The 18,871-nt window shown below is 42.1% G+C and carries 17 protein-coding genes; 4 read left to right on the forward strand and 13 right to left on the reverse strand.

The window, feature by feature from the left end:
• Positions 1 to 12: 12 nt before the first annotated feature.
• The 7 genes from panC to sfsA all read right to left on the reverse strand — a co-directional run bounded on the left by panC (position 13) and on the right by sfsA (position 6,120).
• Positions 13 to 867 (reverse strand): pantoate--beta-alanine ligase, encoded by an 855-nt coding sequence (gene panC / locus FCN25_RS13245; protein WP_137225526.1) that lies wholly within the window; start codon positions 865 to 867, stop codon positions 13 to 15.
• Positions 868 to 929: 62 nt separating this feature from the next.
• On the reverse strand, positions 930 to 1,724 hold the full coding sequence (panB, locus tag FCN25_RS13250; RefSeq protein WP_137225528.1) for a 3-methyl-2-oxobutanoate hydroxymethyltransferase: 795 nt from the start codon (positions 1,722 to 1,724) through the stop codon (positions 930 to 932).
• A gap of 62 nt (positions 1,725 to 1,786) precedes the next feature.
• A complete protein-coding gene (gene folK, locus FCN25_RS13255) occupies positions 1,787 to 2,281 on the reverse strand; it encodes a 2-amino-4-hydroxy-6-hydroxymethyldihydropteridine diphosphokinase (protein WP_137225530.1) in 495 nt (164 codons plus the stop codon).
• Between the two features lie 2 nt (positions 2,282 to 2,283).
• On the reverse strand, positions 2,284 to 3,591 hold the full coding sequence (gene pcnB, locus FCN25_RS13260) for a polynucleotide adenylyltransferase PcnB (protein WP_167496117.1): 1,308 nt from the start codon (positions 3,589 to 3,591) through the stop codon (positions 2,284 to 2,286).
• A gap of 240 nt (positions 3,592 to 3,831) precedes the next feature.
• Positions 3,832 to 4,713, reverse strand: a complete 882-nt coding sequence (gene gluQRS, locus FCN25_RS13265) for a tRNA glutamyl-Q(34) synthetase GluQRS (RefSeq protein ID WP_137225534.1) — start codon at positions 4,711 to 4,713, stop codon at positions 3,832 to 3,834.
• 139 nt (positions 4,714 to 4,852) lie between these two features.
• Complete coding sequence (gene dksA, locus FCN25_RS13270; protein WP_137225536.1) at positions 4,853 to 5,296, reverse strand: RNA polymerase-binding protein DksA; 444 nt, start codon at positions 5,294 to 5,296, stop codon at positions 4,853 to 4,855.
• Between the two features lie 119 nt (positions 5,297 to 5,415).
• Positions 5,416 to 6,120: a DNA/RNA nuclease SfsA gene (sfsA, locus tag FCN25_RS13275; RefSeq protein WP_137225538.1), complete on the reverse strand. Its 705-nt coding sequence runs from the start codon at positions 6,118 to 6,120 to the stop codon at positions 5,416 to 5,418.
• Positions 6,121 to 6,264: 144 nt separating this feature from the next.
• Between sfsA and pepB the strand changes: the two genes are divergently transcribed.
• Positions 6,265 to 7,539 (forward strand): aminopeptidase PepB, encoded by a 1,275-nt coding sequence (pepB, locus tag FCN25_RS13280; RefSeq protein ID WP_137225540.1) that lies wholly within the window; start codon positions 6,265 to 6,267, stop codon positions 7,537 to 7,539.
• 53 nt (positions 7,540 to 7,592) lie between these two features.
• On the opposite strand, the gene thpR is transcribed toward pepB, so the two are convergent.
• Complete coding sequence (thpR, locus tag FCN25_RS13285) at positions 7,593 to 8,141, reverse strand: RNA 2',3'-cyclic phosphodiesterase (protein WP_137225542.1); 549 nt, start codon at positions 8,139 to 8,141, stop codon at positions 7,593 to 7,595.
• Positions 8,142 to 8,333: 192 nt separating this feature from the next.
• Between thpR and FCN25_RS13290 the strand changes: the two genes are divergently transcribed.
• The 3 genes from FCN25_RS13290 to mrcB all read left to right on the forward strand — a co-directional run bounded on the left by FCN25_RS13290 (position 8,334) and on the right by mrcB (position 15,686).
• Positions 8,334 to 10,595, forward strand: coding sequence for a bifunctional diguanylate cyclase/phosphodiesterase (locus FCN25_RS13290; protein ID WP_137225544.1), 2,262 nt, complete (start codon positions 8,334 to 8,336; stop codon positions 10,593 to 10,595).
• A 166-nt stretch (positions 10,596 to 10,761) separates the two neighbouring features.
• On the forward strand, positions 10,762 to 13,308 hold the full coding sequence (gene hrpB, locus FCN25_RS13295) for an ATP-dependent helicase HrpB (RefSeq protein WP_137227407.1): 2,547 nt from the start codon (positions 10,762 to 10,764) through the stop codon (positions 13,306 to 13,308).
• 68 nt (positions 13,309 to 13,376) lie between these two features.
• Positions 13,377 to 15,686, forward strand: coding sequence for a penicillin-binding protein 1B (gene mrcB, locus FCN25_RS13300; RefSeq protein ID WP_137225546.1), 2,310 nt, complete (start codon positions 13,377 to 13,379; stop codon positions 15,684 to 15,686).
• 80 nt (positions 15,687 to 15,766) lie between these two features.
• Here the strand turns inward: mrcB and FCN25_RS13305 are convergent, their stop codons facing one another.
• From FCN25_RS13305 to FCN25_RS13325, 5 genes are all read right to left on the reverse strand, one after another.
• The gene (locus tag FCN25_RS13305) at positions 15,767 to 16,591 is read right to left on the reverse strand and encodes an ion transporter (protein WP_137225548.1); all 825 of its coding nucleotides are present in this window, start codon (positions 16,589 to 16,591) and stop codon (positions 15,767 to 15,769) included.
• A gap of 128 nt (positions 16,592 to 16,719) precedes the next feature.
• Complete coding sequence (locus FCN25_RS13310) at positions 16,720 to 17,055, reverse strand: hypothetical protein (protein ID WP_137225550.1); 336 nt, start codon at positions 17,053 to 17,055, stop codon at positions 16,720 to 16,722.
• Between the two features lie 23 nt (positions 17,056 to 17,078).
• Positions 17,079 to 17,732 carry a hypothetical protein gene (locus FCN25_RS13315; protein ID WP_137225552.1) on the reverse strand — a complete coding sequence of 218 codons (654 nt, stop codon included), beginning with the start codon at positions 17,730 to 17,732 and terminating at the stop codon, positions 17,079 to 17,081.
• 6 nt (positions 17,733 to 17,738) lie between these two features.
• Positions 17,739 to 18,428 carry a PspA/IM30 family protein gene (locus FCN25_RS13320; protein WP_137225554.1) on the reverse strand — a complete coding sequence of 230 codons (690 nt, stop codon included), beginning with the start codon at positions 18,426 to 18,428 and terminating at the stop codon, positions 17,739 to 17,741.
• A gap of 10 nt (positions 18,429 to 18,438) precedes the next feature.
• A complete protein-coding gene (locus tag FCN25_RS13325; RefSeq protein WP_137225556.1) occupies positions 18,439 to 18,852 on the reverse strand; it encodes a YjfI family protein in 414 nt (137 codons plus the stop codon).
• Between the last annotated feature and the right edge of the window lie 19 nt (positions 18,853 to 18,871).

Genomic DNA, 18,871 nt, shown 5'->3' on the forward strand with positions numbered 1-18,871 from the left:
GTTAAGTGGGTATTAACTCAAGTGACGTTTAAATGACACATTATCGATTAAACGAGCCTTGCCTAGATACGCGGCGGCAATAACAACGAGTTCGCTGTCTGTAGCGGTGATTTGACGTAATGTATTGGCATTTCTCACTTCGAGATAATCTGGGGTAAAGCCAGCATTAACCAGCTTTTTTTCGGCTTTTAAGATAGCGTCTTGTATTGCTTCACCGTGTTGAATAGCGCTAATAATATTATCTAGTGCCTGTTTTAATGTTACTGCAGAGTTTTTTTCATCAGCAGTTAAATAACCGTTACGTGAACTCATTGCCAGACCAGATTGTTCGCGAATCGTCTCAACGCCAATTATTTTAATTGGCATCGATAAATCTTCAACCATGGTTTTGATGATCATCAATTGTTGAAAGTCTTTACGGCCGAATAAAGCGATATCAGGCTGAACAATATTAAACAGTTTGGTGACAATAGTTGCCACACCACGAAAATGACCTGGGCGGCTGGCACCACATAATTCATTGCCAATATCAGGTACTTCAACAAATGTTTGTTGTGCTAAACCTTTAGGGTAAATCATCTCTGGTGTCGGAGTGAACAGTATTGCTGTTCCGGCAGCCATCAACTTGTCGCTATCTTGTGCGAGTGACCGTGGGTAACCGTCTAAGTCTTCGTTGGCACTAAATTGCAGTGGGTTAACAAAAATAGATACAACCACATGATCTGCATGCTTTTGGGCTTCATTCACTAATGCAATGTGACCTTGATGTAAGTTGCCCATTGTTGGTACAAAGGCAACTGTTTCGCCGTTACGACGCCAAGCATTAACATGTTCGCGAATGGTTGAAATAGCAGTGGTGGTAATCATTTTCTGTTGGAGCCTTAATAATAAAACAACGTCGTTATTTGATGTACATTCAAAGTTAATGATTAATTAAATGTATGTTCTTCAGCAGGGAAAGTTCCGTTTGCAACTTCATCAATGTAGGCTCTGATCGCAGAACGGATTTCACCAGTTTGCTTGAGATAGTTTTTAGAAAAACGCGGAATATAACCACTGGAAATCCCTAAAACATCATGCATTACCAGAATTTGTCCATCAGTGTCGGCACCTGCACCAATACCAATAACCGGGATCGTTAATGCTTCAGTGATGGCTTTAGCAAGTGGAGCAGGAATACATTCAACCACTAATAATTGCGCACCAGCGGCTTGTAATGCTTTAGCTTCATCTAGTATACGTTGAGCGTTGTCGGCATCGCGGCCTTGTACTTTAAATCCGCCAAATACGTTGACTGATTGTGGGGTTAACCCCAAGTGCGCACATACTGGTATGCCGCGTTCAGTTAACATTTTTACGCTTTCAAGTAACCAATGTCCCCCTTCTAATTTAACCATACTGGCACCCGCTTGCATGAGTGTTGCAGCGTTTGTCATGGTTTGCTCAGGGGTGCTATAGCTCATAAATGGCATGTCTGCGATAAGTAATGCACGCGCAACACCGCGTTTAACACAAGCTGTGTGGTAGGCAATATCGGCAATGGTTACTGGTAAGGTATCGTCATGGCCTTGCAGTACCATACCCAGAGAATCGCCAACTAAAAGTACATCAACACCTTCGCTGTCAAATGCGCTGGCAAAACTGGCATCATAGGCCGTTAATGCGGTGAACTTTTTAGCTTCTTGTTTGAACTTGATTAGGGTCGAACCGGTGACTTTTGACATAGTAGACTCTTAAAACAATATTGAAATACTAAAAGTTGAGCTTAATGTTCTGTCTGTTAAGATCAACTTAAATCGATAAGTTTTTGCAATTCATCGCGCATTGCTACACTAATAAGGCTTTCAAGACTGGTGTTGCAAGGCAGTGTTAGCGTTGGAGCAATATCTGCTAATGGCACTAATACAAAACTGCGTTGCTTCATGCCGTAATGAGGCACTGTAAGCCGTGGTTCATTTATGTGTTGTTGACCATACAATAATAAATCTAAATCTAAGGTCCGTGGACCCCAGTGTTCGATTCTAACCCGACCATGTTGCTGCTCAATGGCTTGCAATGCATCAAGTAACTCAACAGGCTGTAAGCTTGTTATAAAACCTGCTACTGCATTAACGTAATCAGGCTGTACAACGTCACCCATTGGCTTGGAACGATAGTAACTAGACACACTTAACGAACCGTCTAAGGCTAATCTTTTAAGTGCGTCGACAGCATCATCTAATTGTTGTGTTGGGTTGGCTAAATTAGCCCCCAAAGCCACATAAACTTGAGTTGCCTGCATTATTACTCAGCTTCTGGTTTCGCTTTAGCCACAGGTTTACGGCGTCGTTTACGTTGTGGTGCATTTCTGTTGCGAGTATTACTGCCTTTGATGCTTTTCGCTATGTCGCTGCGGTCAGTTTCATCGGCTTCAACAAACGCTTTCCACCACTCGGCTATCTTGGCGGTATTACCCGCTTCAGCTTCACCGCGTAATAATAGTAAATCATAAGCAGCTCTAAATTTAGGGTGCTCTAACAGTTTAAAAGCACGTGTACCTTGACTGCGCTCTAAGCGCAGTTGCAGCTGCCAAATGTCTCGTGCTGGGGTGCTAAATCTGCGTGGCAAACTAATGGTCCGGCATTGTTGTTCAAGTACATCGCCCATTGCTGCAACATGTGCGTCGTAATGCGTTAGACCACTTTCAATGGCGATATCGTCGGCGCGTTGTTTAATTGGGTACCATAATATGGCCGCGAAAAAGAATGCTGGTGTGACTGATTTATCTTCGCTGACACGAATATCTGTGTTGCGCATAACGGCTTGCAGCATTTTAGCTGTATGGCCTTTTGGTGATTCTTCGATAAGCTCGCCGACTTGTGGAAACAAGGGCGTGAATAAACCAAAGCGTAGCATCATCTGATAATTGGCTTCTGCTTTACCGGCAAAGAAGAGTTTTAATACTTCTTCGTACATGCGTGCCGCAGGGATATCGCTTAATAATGGTGCCAGTGCTTTGATGGGGTCAGCGGTAACTGCGTCGATTTGCATATCAAGTTTAGTGGCAAAACGAACGGCTCGGAGCATACGCACCGGATCTTCGCGGTAGCGAGTTTCTGGATCGCCAATGAGCTTAATTGTGCGAGCATTGAGGTCGTTTATACCACCGCCATAACTGCGAATAGAATAGTCATTAATGTCGTAGTAAAGAGCATTAATGGTAAAGTCACGACGTTCCGCATCTTCATCAATCCCACCGTAAACGTTGTCGCGTAATAAACGCCCTTCAGCATTAGACTTAGACACCTTATCGTCGCTTTCACTGTGGTGACCGCGGAAGGTGGCTACTTCGATGACGTCACGACCAAAAACGATGTGTGCCAATCTAAAGCGACGTCCAACTAAACGACAGTTACGAAATAATCGCTTAATGTCTTCTGGGGTAGCGTTGGTGACGACGTCAAAATCTTTTGGTTCAAGTCCTAAAAGGATATCGCGGACACCACCACCCACTAAATAGGCTTTATAGCCTGATTTATTAAGACGGTAGAGTACTTTTAGTGCGTTTTCACTAATTTGACGACGTGAAACTGAGTGGCCATCTCTGGAGATAATATCCAGACGCAAGCCATCTTCTTGAATGGACTCTTCAAGCACTGGAGCTACTTTGTTGGTTTCAAATAGCTGTTTGCAGAATTGGCTAATACGGCGAAAAATAATACACCTCGGAATGCTAGAATAATTTGATTAAAAATCTGGCGGGTATAATACATTAAATGTAATCGAATGAGTATACATGCCGTAGTGCTAAAAAGGTTTAATGCCATAACTTATACTGAATGGTAACGATTGCTAGCTATTTCTCGCCGATAAGACAATTTCTTTTTTTGCCGGAATAGTGCTTATATTAAATTGTTCTATGGCTTGTTCAAGCATCACCTCTACCGAATCATAATCAACGGTTTGCTGGCCCAAGAAGGCTAGTGCGGCATTTATACTCGCCTGTGGCTTGATTATATCGATGGCGGGGGCATGATTTTGTTTTGATAATTTAAAGCTTTTTTCGGTACAGGCTAACGGTAAATGTAGCCAACTAGGTTGAGCCAATCCCAGTTGTGAAAACATGCTTATTTGTCGGCAACTGGATTCAAGTAAATCACAACCTCTGACAACTTCAGTGATACCTTGATAGGCATCATCGAGCACAACAGCGAGTTGATATGCATATAAACCATCGCTACGTTTAATAATAAAGTCTTCTTCAGCAAAGTGTTTATCAACAATCACATGGCCTTGAATTTGATCAACAAAACTATCTGTTTTAACCCGATTACGAATTCGAATCGCGCCGTGTGTCAGTCTAGGTTGATGCCGACCGCAACGGCCATCGTATACACCACCGCTGGTTTGAATGATTTTTCGGCTACATTGACAGTAATAAGCATCGTCACTGGCGATAAGTGCATCAATTTGGTTTTGATAGGCCTGATGTCGTTGGTGTTGAAATAAAACGGTGCCATGCCAATGTAAGCCATAGGCATCAAGTGTTCTAAGGATGTTATCACTTGCACCGGTAACTTCACGTGGGGGATCAATGTCTTCTATGCGAACTAACCATTGGCCTTGCTGACTGTGCGCGCGAAGATAACTGCCTAATGCAGCAATGAGTGAACCAAAATGAAGCGGGCCTGATGGGGATGGCGCAAAACGTCCGATATAGGAAGTAGTACTCATGGTTTGGTGATGCTTTGGGGTCACTAATACAGCATTGCTTTTGTCACCACACCATAGGGTGGTAAAACAACGATGTTGTTAAGTCGGTTAAATAAAGAAAACAAAAGAGCGAGATAATCTCGCTCTTTTTGATAACGGATTAACCCGCCATTTGTTTTTCTTTGATTTCAGCTAGGGTCTTACAGTCGATACACTGATCGGCAGTAGGACGAGCTTCAAGACGACGGATGCCAATTTCGACACCACATGAATTACAGTAACCAAAATCATCTTCTTCGATTAGTTGTAACGTCTTTTCAATCTTTTTGATCAGTTTACGTTCTCTATCACGTGCACGTAATTCCAAGCTGAATTCTTCTTCTTGTGCTGCACGGTCTACAGGATCAGGAAAGTTTGCAGCTTCATCTTGCATGTGAGTTAACGTACGGTCGACTTCTTCACGCAATTGGTTACGCCATGCTTCGAGGATCAACTTAAAGTGACCACGTTGCTTGGGATTCATATACTCTTCACCAGCTGATTCCTGGTAAGGATCTACACCAGCGATAGCGAGTACGCCAAGTTTTTTCGTGCCTTGAGGCATAACGCATCTCCTGTAATAATTTGCGTTTTAAGGGCGTCTTAAATTTACGGCCGCTATCTATAACAGAAACTCTACAGCGTGGCAAATTTTTTACTTTTTATTTTCACTTTTTCTTTGATTTACGCCATCACTTTACATGAGGTCGTTATCTGACTTTCTAATGGTGAAAGTTCAGTTTTATATGCTAACACTTCAACCCCCTCCAATACTGCTTGTTGAAATAAATCGGCATACTGTGGATCGATATGTCGTGCGGGTTTTACGCACTCTATGCCGCTGTGTTGCACCACAAATAATAATACTGCACGGTGTCCTAATGCGACCATGTGCATCAGCTCTCGTAGGTGCTTTTGTCCTCGAGTGGTCACAGCATCTGGGAAATAGCCCATCTGTTGTTCTAGTAAGGTACAACTCTTCACTTCAATATAGCAGTCTGGTTGGTTTTGGCTAGTGAGTAAAATATCGATGCGGCTGTTTTCATTGCCGTATTTCACTTCACGTTTTAGGTTGTCATAACCTAGTAGCTCAGGTATCACTTGTCGATTAATGGCTTCTTCTGCAAGTGCATTGGCTCGTCCGGTATTAATCCCGATAAGTTGTTGCTGATCCGTCTGCATTAATTCCCAAGTGTGGGCATATTTACGTTTGGGATTATCTGAGGTGGAAAACCATACTTTTTCTCCTGGAAATAAACAGTTTTTCATTGAACCAGTATTAGGGCAATGAATGGTGATTTCTTGCCCATTAGGCAGTTCAATATCAGCAAGAAAGCGTTTATAACGTTTAATTAATACACCGGATTCTAATTTGGGAGTAAATTGCATCGATGACTCATTTGATGAGTTGATTTACAACAATGCTAACAAACTTTAGCTTGGTTTATCGATTATGTTTTGTCTACACTACTGCCATTGACTCGTGATTAAACACGAGTATTGATGTTATTAGGCTTACTAAAAGGGATTATTATGAATATTATGACCGTTACTCTCACCACCGAAGCCCCTGCAGAACATTGGGGTAAAGCTGATGTCACTTATCAAGGTACTCAGGCGACGATCCATTTATCCGGTGGCGATGATCTGCGACAAGTGCAAATGGCCGCAAGAAAAATTCGCACTCAAGGCATCAATGATGTGCAGCTAGAGGGTGGTTTATGGAATTTGCATTCACAGTGGGCATTTGCGCAAGGTTTTGCTACGGCTAAAGCTGGATATCAAGTGGACTGGTGTGGCAGTGATGCTGACAAAGAGACGTTGAACCATCGTGCTGTAGCAGCCCAGTTTGCCCGTAAATTAATTAATGATACCCCTGAAGAATTATCGCCGTTGTCTTTGGCCAATCAAGCTGCGTCTTGGTTAAAAAATATTGGTGGCGACCATGTCAGTTTTACTATTGTTGAAGGCCAAGAATTATTAGAGAAAAAATGGGTCGGTATTCATGCTGTTGGTCGTGGTAGTGAACGTCCTCCTGCGTTGTTAGAGCTCGACTTTAATCCATTAGGCGCTGATGCACCTGTATCTGTGGCTTTAGTGGGTAAAGGCATTACATTTGACTCTGGCGGTTATAGCTTGAAGTCGTCAGAAGGCATGTTAGCAATGAAATGCGACATGGGCGGCGCAGCGACTGTTACTGCAGCGTTGGGATTGGCGATGAAGGAGGGGTTAAATAAACGCGTTAAGCTATTCCTTTGTTGTGCGGAAAATCTAATCAGCGGCCGAGCCTTTAAATTAGGTGACATTTTAACGTATAAAAATGGTACTACGGTTGAAGTGGTTAATACTGACGCTGAAGGGCGTTTAGTACTGGCAGATGGTTTACAAGCCGCGTCAGAAACGGGTGCTGGCTTAATTATTGACGCAGCAACATTAACTGGTGCAGCGGTGATGGCGGTGGGTTCAAATTATAATGCGATTTTTTCACCACAAATGGCAACATTACAATTAGCTCAAAAGAGCGCAGCTGCAGTATCTGAGAATGTATGGCCGTTGCCGTTAGATGCTTGGCATAAGGATATGTGTCCATCAGCTTATGCAGATACAGCTAACAGCCGACCAACCAAAGGCGGTGGCGCTGGTGGTGCATCAAATGCTGCTGGGTTCTTATGGCGTTTTGTGTCGCCAGAAGCAAATTGGTTGCATGTTGATTTAGCGGCTGCATTTGAATCATCTGCATCACCATTGTGGGGCGCAGGTGCCACAACTCATGGCGTATTGACGATAGCTGAGTTATTGAAAGACTAATTATTTTTGAGCGTGACAAAGCCGTCGTTCACCTTATGTGACGGCGGTTTTTTTTATTCTTTGAGCTTTAAAGGCCAACTTTTTAATATCGTATAATGAGCATTATTGTGCTGACGAGTCGATTGATATAAATGTAAATGGCTCGGTGCAATGGTGAGTTGAATGTTCGGTTTAGTTTTTGGCAGTGATACCGATGTCACCCCGCGAAATAGACTAATATGTGGAATATAGTCATATTGATTTTTTGCGAGTTGGTGAATATCTGCAATTCTCCTAACGGCATCAGCCATAGTGTGCAATGATGCACAGGCCTGTCCTTTTAAGCAGATTGTTTTTGCAGCTTGCCACCAATCTAAGGTATCGATAGTTTGGCTAAATTTGGTCTTTGGCATTTGTTCTATAGCGGTAAGAATATCAGCGTAACTGGTCGGATCTACTGAACCGAAAAAGCCTAATGTTAGATGTAAATTGTGTGCTAAAACCATTGCGGAGTTAGTGTCTGTTTTATGTTTAAGTGATTGTTGTAAATGTAATATTTGTTGTGTTTGTGGTTCATCTAGACTAAAGCCCACAAATAATCTTGTTGATGGACATGATTGCATTCGGTTGAGCCTGTGATCAGTTGGGTTGAAACATAAGCGTGAATAGATTATTAATAGCACTTAATGTAAAAATTTATCACATTATCAGTTAACTATTTAACCAATATGGTACTTATCTTTAGCGATAAGCTCCATGTGATAAGTGACTTTACTCCCAGCAAATTGAATTGCTAACCTTGACTGAGTTGATGAATGACCAATAGTACACAGCAACTATTGAAAAGCGTTTTTACAGATGGACCTATTGAAGGCAATAATACTTCGGTGTTATCACTGCTTAATCAGGCTCTGCAATTAGTTTGCAAAAGAATGGAATGCACTGCTGCATTTGTGTTGACTAGTCAATATGATAAATTATTCGCAGTTGATAGTGATATAATCGATACCACTGAACAACAATGTGTCAGTTATTTTGGTGCATCATCCACATCAGAACCACTTTTTAATCAACAGCTTCAAGATAACTTTCCTTTATTTGAATCCATACTCTGCAATCATCAACCTATTATTTATGCTTCTTTAGCCGAACAAGAGTTAATCGCTGCCGACAATCCAATATTAATCCCGCTTTTAGAGATATTTGATGACCTTGATATTGACTGTAAACATCTTGGATTGAGCTCAGTATTACAGGTGGGTAATGTTAAGGTTGTACTTGGGACCTTGTGTGCATCAGATAATAATCCATTGGCCAATCAGTATGACGATCCATGTCAATTTGTACTCAATTTACTTGAAGACACTGCATATCAACTAGCGTCTTCATTAGAGTTACGACGTTTAGCAGTGCTATTTGATAACAAAAATAAGCAGTATCAAGAGTTATTTCAATTATTGCCTATGCCATGTGCGCTAATTGATTTACACGATAATGTGGTATTGCAAAATGGGGTGAGCAAACATAGTTTACCTATAACCATAGGGCAGAGTTTATTTAACTTATTACGTGAAGACGATCATCCACTGCTACTTGATACATTGCATATTGTTCGTGAAGGGATTTTACGCCAAGCTTGGTGTGAAGTGCCGCTACGAAATGGTGTTCAAATTAAGTGGTATAAGTTTAGTTTTTGTCAGGCTCTTAATCAGCAACAGCAGTTATTGTTAATGATTGAAGATGTGACTGAGCGTTACCGACTTACCGATGAATTGTCGTTTCATTCAAATTATGATGTGTTAACTGGATTACCCAATCGGTTGCAGTTTGAAAACATGCTTGAAGAACTATTACATGAAGAAGATCAAGTACCTGCTTGTATAGCGTTTATCGATTTAGATCAATTTCAGGTTGTGAATGATTTAAGCGGACATCAAGCTGGTGACATACTGCTACAACAAGTGGCGACACGATTAAAACAATTACTGCGTAAAGGTGATGTTGTTGCACGTTTAGGCGGCGATGAGTTTGGATTATTGATGCATTACTCAGATATGTCATCATCACAACAAGTGGCTAAACGGATTTGTCAGCAATTATTTGACCATGAATTTATTTGGAAAGGTATTAAGCATAATATCAGTGCCAGTATTGGGATCGCCAAGGTAGATTATGCTGATCCTGATATTTATGGCGTTATGAGTAAAGCGGATGCAGCTTGCCGATTAGCCAAAGAAAAAGGTCGCAATTGTTGGCATTTTTATAATCCTGAAGACCCACAAATGCACTTCATGTATAACCAAATGCTTGCTTCTGTTGATATTACAGGAGCGTTAGCCTTAAATCAGTTTGAATTATTTTATCAATTAATTGAGCCGCTAGATAAACCCGAGACTGGTATTCACATGGAAATCTTGCTGCGTATGGTACAAAGCGATGGCCAATATATATCACCAGGTGTATTTTTACCTGCAGCCGAACGTTATAACTTAGCGCCACGAGTCGATAAATGGGTCATTGACCATTTATTGAAGTGGGGTGGCAATAATTTAGCCATCTGGAAGCAACTTTCTATGGTGTCGGTAAATTTATCAGCTATGTCGCTTGCGGATAAAGAATTTATGAATTGGCTCGAAATGCGTTTAATGGTTGAACCTGAGCTGGTAAGTAAATTATGTTTTGAAATTACCGAAACAGCCGCGGTAAGCCAGTTAGATCAAGCCACAGGATTAATCGATTTACTGGAACCTTTTGGGTGTAAAATTGCTTTAGATGATTTTGGTTCTGGTTTTTCCAGCTTTGCTTATTTGAAATGCCTTGACGTAGATTATGTTAAAATTGATGGCCAATTTGTGGTGAATTTATGTGAAAACCGCAGTGATAAAGCCATTGTTTCAGCCATTTGTCAGCTTGGTAAAGACATGGACTTTGAAGTGATTGCAGAGTTTGTGGAAAACACCGAAATTGGTGTATACCTGAAAAATATTGGTGTCGATTATGTCCAGGGTTATGCCATTAATAAGCCGACTCGATTAGCAGAATTACAGAGTGGTTTACGGACACCCTGGTTAACATAAATTGAGTCAATAAAGTGATCTGATGGTCAAAGATGATTAATTGACTCGTAAAACCGGCAGTTAATGACACTTCGGTGCAATTGTGGGTAGAATGAACCTTAGAAAATTGCCGTAAAAGTTAATATCCTTGACCTCAAAACAAGCATTGCCGCAAATAGAATCATTGATGACCACTAAATTACCTATTCACGCGGTGCTCAACGCATTACGCGAGCAGTTTGCCACCCATTCACAGATTATTCTTGAAGCACCTACCGGCGCGGGTAAATCAACGGCATTGCCATTGGCCATGTTAGCTTGGCCTGAAATTAGTGGCAAAATTCTGATGCTTGAACCTCGTCGAGTCGCCGCCAGAAATGTTGCACAATTTATCGCTAAACAATTGGGACAATCTGTTGGGCAACTGGTGGGTTTTCGTGTGCGCGGCGAGTCAAAAGTCAGCGCAAATACTCGTTTAGAAATAGTGACTGAAGGTATTTTGACCCGAATGATCCAGCAAGATCCTGAACTGAGTGGGATTGATGTGATTATTTTCGATGAAATTCACGAGCGTCACCTCCCTACCGATTTAGGCTTGGCTTTAGCATTGGAAGTACAGCAATCATTACGTGACGATTTACACATTATTGCTATGTCAGCCACCTTGTCGGGTTTGCCACTAGACACCTTGATGCCTGATGCTGCGAAAATACACAGCGATGGCCGTAGTTTTGCCGTTGAGATTGCTTATCAACCTTGTCCAAGTCAACAGATGTGGCTAACGCACATGTCTCGTGTGATCATCGATACCATTTCAGACTCCAATCTAACGCCATATCAGCAAGGTAGTGTGCTCGCATTTTTACCTGGTAAAGGTGAGATCCGTAAATTAGCCGGACTATTAGCTCAGCGTTTGGATGCATCATGGCTTATTTGTCCTATGTATGGCGACTTGTCGTCAGCGGAGCAAGATCTCGCCATTCGCGCAGCAGAACCGGGTAAACGTAAAATCGTCCTCGCGACCAATGTGGCAGAATCAAGTTTAACGATTGAAGGTATTACCCTTGTCATAGACAGTGGTTATCGACGTGAAGCGAGTTTTAACCCTAAAACCGGCGTGACACGCTTAGGGCTTAAGCGTATTAGCCAAGCCTCGGCAATTCAGCGTAGTGGCCGTGCAGGGCGTTTAGCAGCTGGTTATTGCGTGCGTTTGTGGAGCCAAGAAGAGCAAGGGCGAATGCGTAACGTTGATGAACCCGAAATCACTCAAGCAGAGCTCACTGCAATGGCGCTTGATTGTGCCAATTGGGGGGCTAAATCATTTGCCGAATTATCGCTGCTCACACCACCGCCGCAGATCCATGAACAAGTTGCTTGGCGGTTACTCATTCAATTGGAATTAATTGACCAGCAACATAAGTTAACACCACTTGGTCGAGAGGCTTATGCATTAGGTTGCCATCCGCGCTTAGCGCATATGCTGCTTAAAGCTAAACAACTTGCTTTGCAAGACAATCAGCCACAGCTTTGTCTGTTAGCATGCGTTTTAGCAGGCATTATTGAAGCCCGTGGATTACCGAAAAAAGGCGCTGATATTCATCATTATTTGACCGAGGCTTTGCAGGGACAGATTAAACAACAAGTAAGACAATGGCAGCAATCCTTGGCGATATCGGGACAGGTCAATGAAGCAATACGTAATGCATCCACACGTGATATTAGTTATTTGTTAGCACTTGCTTACCCAGATCGTATTGCCAAAGCCCGTGGTCATGAAGGCTTTTTATTGAGTAATGGTACTGGTGTGGTGATCAATGCCGATGATAGTTTGGCTCATGAACCTTGGTTAGTGGTCGCTGACTTTCAAGAAACTCAAGGGCGTAATGCCGGCCAAGTGTACCTTGCTACCAAATTGGATGAACGCTTATTTACGGCAGAGCTTGCTTCGTTAGTAACTACTCACATTCACGGTGGTTGGGATGAAGCAAAAGGGCGGTTTTTTGCTGAAAAACATACAAAAATCGGTGAGGTTATTATTAAAACCGATACTGGAATTACACCAGAGCCCGCACAAATTACCGCCGCATTATTGGAACAGGTCCGCATTAAAGGGTTAACAATTCTTAATCGTGATGACAAATTAATCCAGTTACAATATAGGGTTGAATTAGCACGTCATTTTACACCAGAGCATGATTGGCCTTGCTTAACCGATGAGCATTTATTAGCGACACTAGAAGATTGGCTTGGGCCCTATTTAGATAACATTCGCTCACTGGCCGCGTTAACTAAGGTTGGTGCTTATGGGTTGGTGAAAAACTTACTCAACTGGCAACAACAACAGCTATTAGAACAATTAGTGCCGACACATTGGCCTATGGCAACAGGTACTCGTGCCCCTATTCGTTACCAGATGCCATTAGATGTTGATGGGCATTTTTATCATAACGCCGAACAACAAGGACGAGCTTTATTAAGTGTACGATTGCAAGAAGCGTTAGGCTTAGCGCAAAGCCCGACCATATTACACGGCAAAATGACGGTAACAATGGAGCTATTATCGCCAGCACAAAGACCATTAGCAGCCACAGCTGATTTAGCCAGTTTTTGGCAAGGTCCTTATATGGAAGTAAAAAAAGAAATGCGCGGTCGGTATCCAAGGCATTTATGGCCAGATGATCCTGTGAACACAGTAGCAACCAAATATACTAAAAAGAAAACGCCTGGCGTGTAGATAAGCGATAGCATTTATTAGCTATATGTACATATTTCAGGATTATATGGAAAACGAATCAATCAGTTATGACAAAAAAAACCAGAAAAACTAAAAAGTCTTCGGCCACAGCAAAAAAGCGTGGTTCATCATTGTGGCGTAAAATCTGGTCACTCACGTGGAAATTAGCCATTGTGGGTGCCGCCGTGGTCAGTTTTTATGCGATTTATTTAGACCAAATTATTGCGCAAAAATTTGAAGGTCAAAAGTGGCATTTACCTGCTCAAGTGTTTAGTCGTTCAATGGCGCTATACCCAGGTGCGGCAATTAACCATCCTCAATTAATGGCAGAGTTGAAACTGCTTGGTTACCGAAAAGTGGCTAACCCAAGGCAAGTTGGCGAGTTTTCGGCTTCAAGTACTCGTATTGAATTATGGCGTCGTCCTTTTTTACATCCCGAAGGCAATCAAGCTGAGCAACGCGTAATGATTAGCTTTGACTCTGAAGGGGTGAGTTCAGTGACTCGCATGTCTGATAAGCGTGAATTGGCGGTATTCCATCTAGAGCCTGTATTACTCGACCGCATTGTTGCTGGCGACGGAGAAGATCGTTTATTTGTTCCAAGTCCTGAGATCCCAGCCATTATTATGGATGCACTCATTTTAGTGGAAGATCGTAGTTTTTATGACCATTTTGGGGTTAATCCCTTAGCCATTGCCCGCGCGGCAATGGTCAATATTACTGCTGGCCGTACTGTGCAGGGTGGTTCAACGTTGACCCAGCAATTAGCTAAAAACTTCTTTTTAAGCAGTGAGCGCTCTATTGTTCGCAAAGTACGCGAAGCATTAATGGCGCTGATTATTGATTTTCGTTACAGCAAGGATGAGATTTTAGAAGCTTACCTAAATGAAGTGTACATGGGGCAAGATAAGTCTCGTGGTGTACACGGCATGGGCTTAGCCTCACAGTTTTATTTTGGCCGTCCTGTGGGTGAGTTAACGGTATCGCAGCAAGCCCTTTTGGTGGCGGTAATTAAAGGGCCATCTTATTACAATCCGTGGCGCTACCCTGAACGAGCTCAAGAACGACGAGACCTCGTTTTACGCATATTAATGGAAAATGATAAGCTTACTGTTGCGCAATATAAGGCCGCTGCAGAGTCGCCTATCGGCTTACGTAGTGCAAAAAAATCAGTGCATCAAAAATTACCCGCATTTTTTGCTGTTGTGAAACAAGAGCTCCGTGATCGTTATGGAGATTCGTTACTGCAACAATCGGGCGTTAAGGTGTATACCACGCTAGATCCTATGGCCCAGGAAGCAGCAGAAAAAGCGGTGACATCTACGATGGCTTCGTTAAATAAACGCGCTAAAAATATTCAGGTTGGTATGGTTGTTACCGACAAGTACAGCGGTGGTATTGCGGCCATGGTTGGCGATAAAGTACCCGGTTATGAAGGATTTAACCGTGCCGTTGAAATTCGTCGCCCAATCGGTTCTTTAATTAAACCTTTTGTATATGCCAGCGCATTAAACCAAAGTGATAAATTCACCTTGGCTACACCTGTTGAAGATAAGCCGATAACATTAAAAAATGAACAAGGTAAAACATGGTCACCAAAGAACTTTGACAAGAAATTCAGTGGTCAAGTGCCTCTGCTTACTGCATTTAAAGATTCGATGAATGTCCCCACAGTTAATGTCGGTTTAGCCGTTGGTGTTAGTAATGTTGCTTCTACACTACAAAAATCGGGTTGGGCTGATGATATTTCACCTTATCCATCTATGTTGCTAGGTGCCGTGAATGGTTCGCCATTGATGGTAGCGCAGGTTTACCAAACTTTGGCTGATGGAGGTCGTTACCGTAAATTAACCTCTATTACCGCTGTGTTGGATAGTAAAAATCAAGCTTTGGATGTGAGTCGTGCGGCTGGATCCCAAGCGATCAATCCTGCGACAGATTATTTAATCCAATATGCGATGAATCAAGTGGTACGTAATGGCACAGCTAAGCGTTTAGGTGCCGCTTTTCCTGGGGTGCGTTTGGCGGGTAAAACGGGTACCAGTAATGACAGTCGTGATTCATGGTTTGCCGGTTTTGATGAACGTAACGTAGCGGCCATTTGGGTAGGCCAAGATGATAATAGTAAAACGGGTTTGTACGGTAGTAGTGGAGCAATGGCTGTGTATCAAGCATTTTTGCAACAACGCCCACCACTGAGTTTACGTATGATCCCTGTTAATGGAGTTATTAATGGTTATTTTGATCGCACCACTGGTGCGGCTAAGCAAGGCAATTGTGACAATATCATTGGTCTGCCAGCGCTAGATAGCAGCTATAGACCCGCAAAAAATTGCGGTGAATCTTTGTCTTGGTGGCAAAAGTTAGTGGGTAATTAGTTAATGGATGCTAATAAAAAGCCCAAGATATAGATTATCTTGGGCTTTTTATTGAGCTGTTTTTCGGTTTAGTTTGATGATTATTTATCTTGTTGTTGTCTTAATTTGGCAATTTCATCCAGCATTTGTTGTTGGTTTTGTTCCATTTTAAGCTGGTTTTGCTGCATTTGTTCGAGTGCTTGAGTCAGCTGATTATTAATGTGTTCTTTATGTGCCGCTTGAGCCTCTTGTGCTTCACTACGTTCTTGTTCATCTGGCGCCACAAATACTGAAGCCATATAACCCGAAATAACCCCAAAAAAGCTGACACCACTGATAATGACCAAACCACCAATGACATGACCGATAGTACTGACGGGATAGAAGTCACCGTAACCGACAGTTGAGATAGTGACGAGAGCCCACCAAATAGCTTGTTCAGCGGTTTGGATATTGGCGTTAGGCTCTGCGCTTTCTACTAATAAAATAAGTACTGAAGCAGCCGCAAGAATGAGCACCATTGCCACCAATAAACTGGCTAATGTAGTCTGTTTTCGTTGGCGTAATAATGGGATTATTAATGACCGGCTCATGCGGATAAGGCGGATCACTCTTAATATTTGAAATACCCGTGCTATACGTAGTGCTTCAATGGCTGGGATGCTGGCAACAAAATCAATCCAATGATGTCTTAAGTAATAGGTTTTATTGCGAGCTTTGAATAAGCCATAAAAAAAATTGATCATGAAAATGACGCATATCGAGCTGTCGATATACAGTAAAATCTTGTTGGTTTCGGTATCGAAATGGCCGAAAGTCATAGTAAGAACAATTACCACAGAGACTAACGATAGTACCATCATCGCAAGTTCAAATGGGCTAGGGGCTTCGACGTTTTTGATAGACCAACGTTTTGATTCGAGCATGTAGTTAAGTCCGCTTACGTTGGTTAGCCAATAGGCTTTATTAAATGATGAACTTTATCATAACAAAAAACGCACAAGACAGGAGCCTAGTGCGTTTTTTAATTACTGAAATGAATCGTTAAGCATATTTATTTGGTTAATTTAGTGTCTACGAAATTAACTAAATCATCTAGAACACGCTTTTTGATTTCCAGCTGAGATTCACTTTCTAAGCCGTATTTTTGCGCTAAAATGACGTAATCTTCAGCATTTAACGATACGGTCAAACGGGGGCGCTTAGGGCGTTTAGATACTGACAATCCGAGTATGGTTCGGATTTGGTCTGAAGGGCTAACACCTTTATCTAATGCGGCTTTGCGGATAGAGTATTGAAGTTTCTCATCCAAATCAAAAGCCACTTGAGTCGCTTTTGCCGCTTGTTGGTTTTTAAGCCATGTCTCTGGTAATGGTTTGCCTGAGCTCATTAGAAAATTATCTCCTACCTGTATCAGCTTGCTGGCCAGTACTCTCTAATATCGGTCAATGGACGATATAACGTTAGCATTACTTCAGTGTCGCCACTTTCATAAACTTCTATATCCACAGCGTGAGAGTCATCAGCATTCACCAAACTATAACCTTCAAAGCCTTCGCCATGTGCATCATCGTCATTTTGCGGAGGTGTTAAGCCTCGAAAATCTTGACGATGGAAGTAGCCAAAACTTGCAAATTCGACTTGATGATATTCATCACTAAGCCATTTATCCAATTCTGTGCTTAATTCACTTGGAAGGGCTTTCACTGAGAGTGTGGCTTTGCCAGGCTCTTCAAATATTTCAGCAAATGCGTCAAGATCAAACAATTGTTCAACCACAGCGCGATTAATTTTCATTGAAATACTGAGGTAAGATTCGTCTTCTTGCACGTAGGATAAGTAGATTGCGGTGCCGCTATGGCCACGTAATAAGAATTCACAAAGCTGCGAGCGCTGGTATTCATAAGTATGAACAGCTTCAACCTTAAGCTGTTGCCCACGCAATTGCGTAGGCAAAGCAAAACTGTCATCAAGGGTGATCATATCACCCTTGAGCAGTTTGTTAGGATGGTCAAGCTGGCGCTTCGGGGCCTCTTTTTTGCCGAATAGGCCGCTAAGAAATCCCATAACCGCTTAGCCTTTACGTGCTTTAATGCGATCTAACACGGCATTAGCGTTCGACTTTTGCTCACCAATACCTGCTTCAGCAAGTTTGGCATGTAATGACTTATCACTGTTTTCTTCAGCTAAAGTCTCTGACGCTTTTAAGCGATCATCAAATTGCTGTTGACGGGCTTTAATACGCTCAAGTGAATCTTTAGCATTAAGCAGTTTTGAGTTGCTTGACGCAAATGAGTCTGTGATAGTCGCAGTGGCTTTTTGTACGCTTTCAGTGGTTTTGACCATAGTTAATTGACGTTGATAATCATTTAACTGACGCTCGGTCTTTTTCACTAAATCTTTTAAACGCACAGCATGTGAACTAAAGCTGTCATTGGCAGTTTGTTGCTCGGCTAACTCTTCATCTAACTGGGCAATTTTTTCAGCAATTTCGATAGCTAATGCTTCATTACCTTTATCTAGCGCTTGGGTCACATAACCTTCGTGCTCAGCAACACTGCGTTTTAAGCGATCAATTTCGCGGCTAGCTTGCATTTCTTTAGCCATCACGTCAGTTAGTTCACGCTTGGCTTTAGTTAAATGTTTTTCTGCATCACGAATTTCTTGCTCAAAAATTCGAGTTGAGTTTGCATCAACAATATTTTGGCCAACTTCTGTTGCACCACCACGAAACGCGGTAAGAATCTTGTTTAGAATGCCCATAATTGGCTCCTTAGTTTAAAAATTCGACGAGTTCATCGATAACTTCCAGACAGTTGTCTGACAGTACGGCTAATTCTTGTTCAATCTCTTCCATGCTTGACAGCACAGACAATGCACCGTAAACCACGTATTTATCATCAATTTTTGCAAATGATGATAATGGCATGGGAATGTTGAGCTCTAACATGGTCTCAAACATTTCAGCGCGGCGATCTTGGTTTACTTCGTTTTCGCCCCACAGATAACTGATACACAATATTTGGTTGTCAGTTACTGATACAAATACCGGAATTTCTTCTCGGCCGACAATATTGACTTGCAACACTTCAACGTCACCATCAATCAGATAACAATCAAACTGAAAACCGGTTTTGCTTTGATCGCATTGTCCGTTGAGGTGATTTGCAATGGTATGGATATTCATATGTGCCCTTAATTGACAT

Origin of the sequence: Shewanella sp. MEBiC00475, from assembly GCF_005234075.1 — a bacterium.
Lineage (GTDB): Bacteria > Pseudomonadota > Gammaproteobacteria > Enterobacterales > Shewanellaceae > Shewanella > Shewanella polaris.

Bases quoted from the DNA above. Each gene is read 5' to 3' on its own strand.
- panC (WP_137225526.1), bottom strand. From the start codon at position 867: ATGATTACCACCACTGCTATTTCAACCATTCGCGAACATGTTAATGCT.
- panB (WP_137225528.1), bottom strand. From the start codon at position 1,724: ATGTCAAAAGTCACCGGTTCGACCCTAATCAAGTTCAAACAAGAAGCT.
- folK (WP_137225530.1), bottom strand. From the start codon at position 2,281: ATGCAGGCAACTCAAGTTTATGTGGCTTTGGGGGCTAATTTAGCCAAC.
- gluQRS (WP_137225534.1), bottom strand. From the start codon at position 4,713: ATGAGTACTACTTCCTATATCGGACGTTTTGCGCCATCCCCATCAGGC.
- dksA (WP_137225536.1), bottom strand. From the start codon at position 5,296: ATGCCTCAAGGCACGAAAAAACTTGGCGTACTCGCTATCGCTGGTGTA.
- sfsA (WP_137225538.1), bottom strand. From the start codon at position 6,120: ATGCAATTTACTCCCAAATTAGAATCCGGTGTATTAATTAAACGTTAT.
- pepB (WP_137225540.1), top strand. From the start codon at position 6,265: ATGAATATTATGACCGTTACTCTCACCACCGAAGCCCCTGCAGAACAT.
- thpR (WP_137225542.1), bottom strand. From the start codon at position 8,141: ATGCAATCATGTCCATCAACAAGATTATTTGTGGGCTTTAGTCTAGAT.
- FCN25_RS13290 (WP_137225544.1), top strand. From the start codon at position 8,334: ATGACCAATAGTACACAGCAACTATTGAAAAGCGTTTTTACAGATGGA.
- hrpB (WP_137227407.1), top strand. From the start codon at position 10,762: ATGACCACTAAATTACCTATTCACGCGGTGCTCAACGCATTACGCGAG.
- mrcB (WP_137225546.1), top strand. From the start codon at position 13,377: ATGACAAAAAAAACCAGAAAAACTAAAAAGTCTTCGGCCACAGCAAAA.
- FCN25_RS13305 (WP_137225548.1), bottom strand. From the start codon at position 16,591: ATGCTCGAATCAAAACGTTGGTCTATCAAAAACGTCGAAGCCCCTAGC.
- FCN25_RS13310 (WP_137225550.1), bottom strand. From the start codon at position 17,055: ATGAGCTCAGGCAAACCATTACCAGAGACATGGCTTAAAAACCAACAA.
- FCN25_RS13315 (WP_137225552.1), bottom strand. From the start codon at position 17,732: ATGGGATTTCTTAGCGGCCTATTCGGCAAAAAAGAGGCCCCGAAGCGC.
- FCN25_RS13320 (WP_137225554.1), bottom strand. From the start codon at position 18,428: ATGGGCATTCTAAACAAGATTCTTACCGCGTTTCGTGGTGGTGCAACA.
- FCN25_RS13325 (WP_137225556.1), bottom strand. From the start codon at position 18,852: ATGAATATCCATACCATTGCAAATCACCTCAACGGACAATGCGATCAA.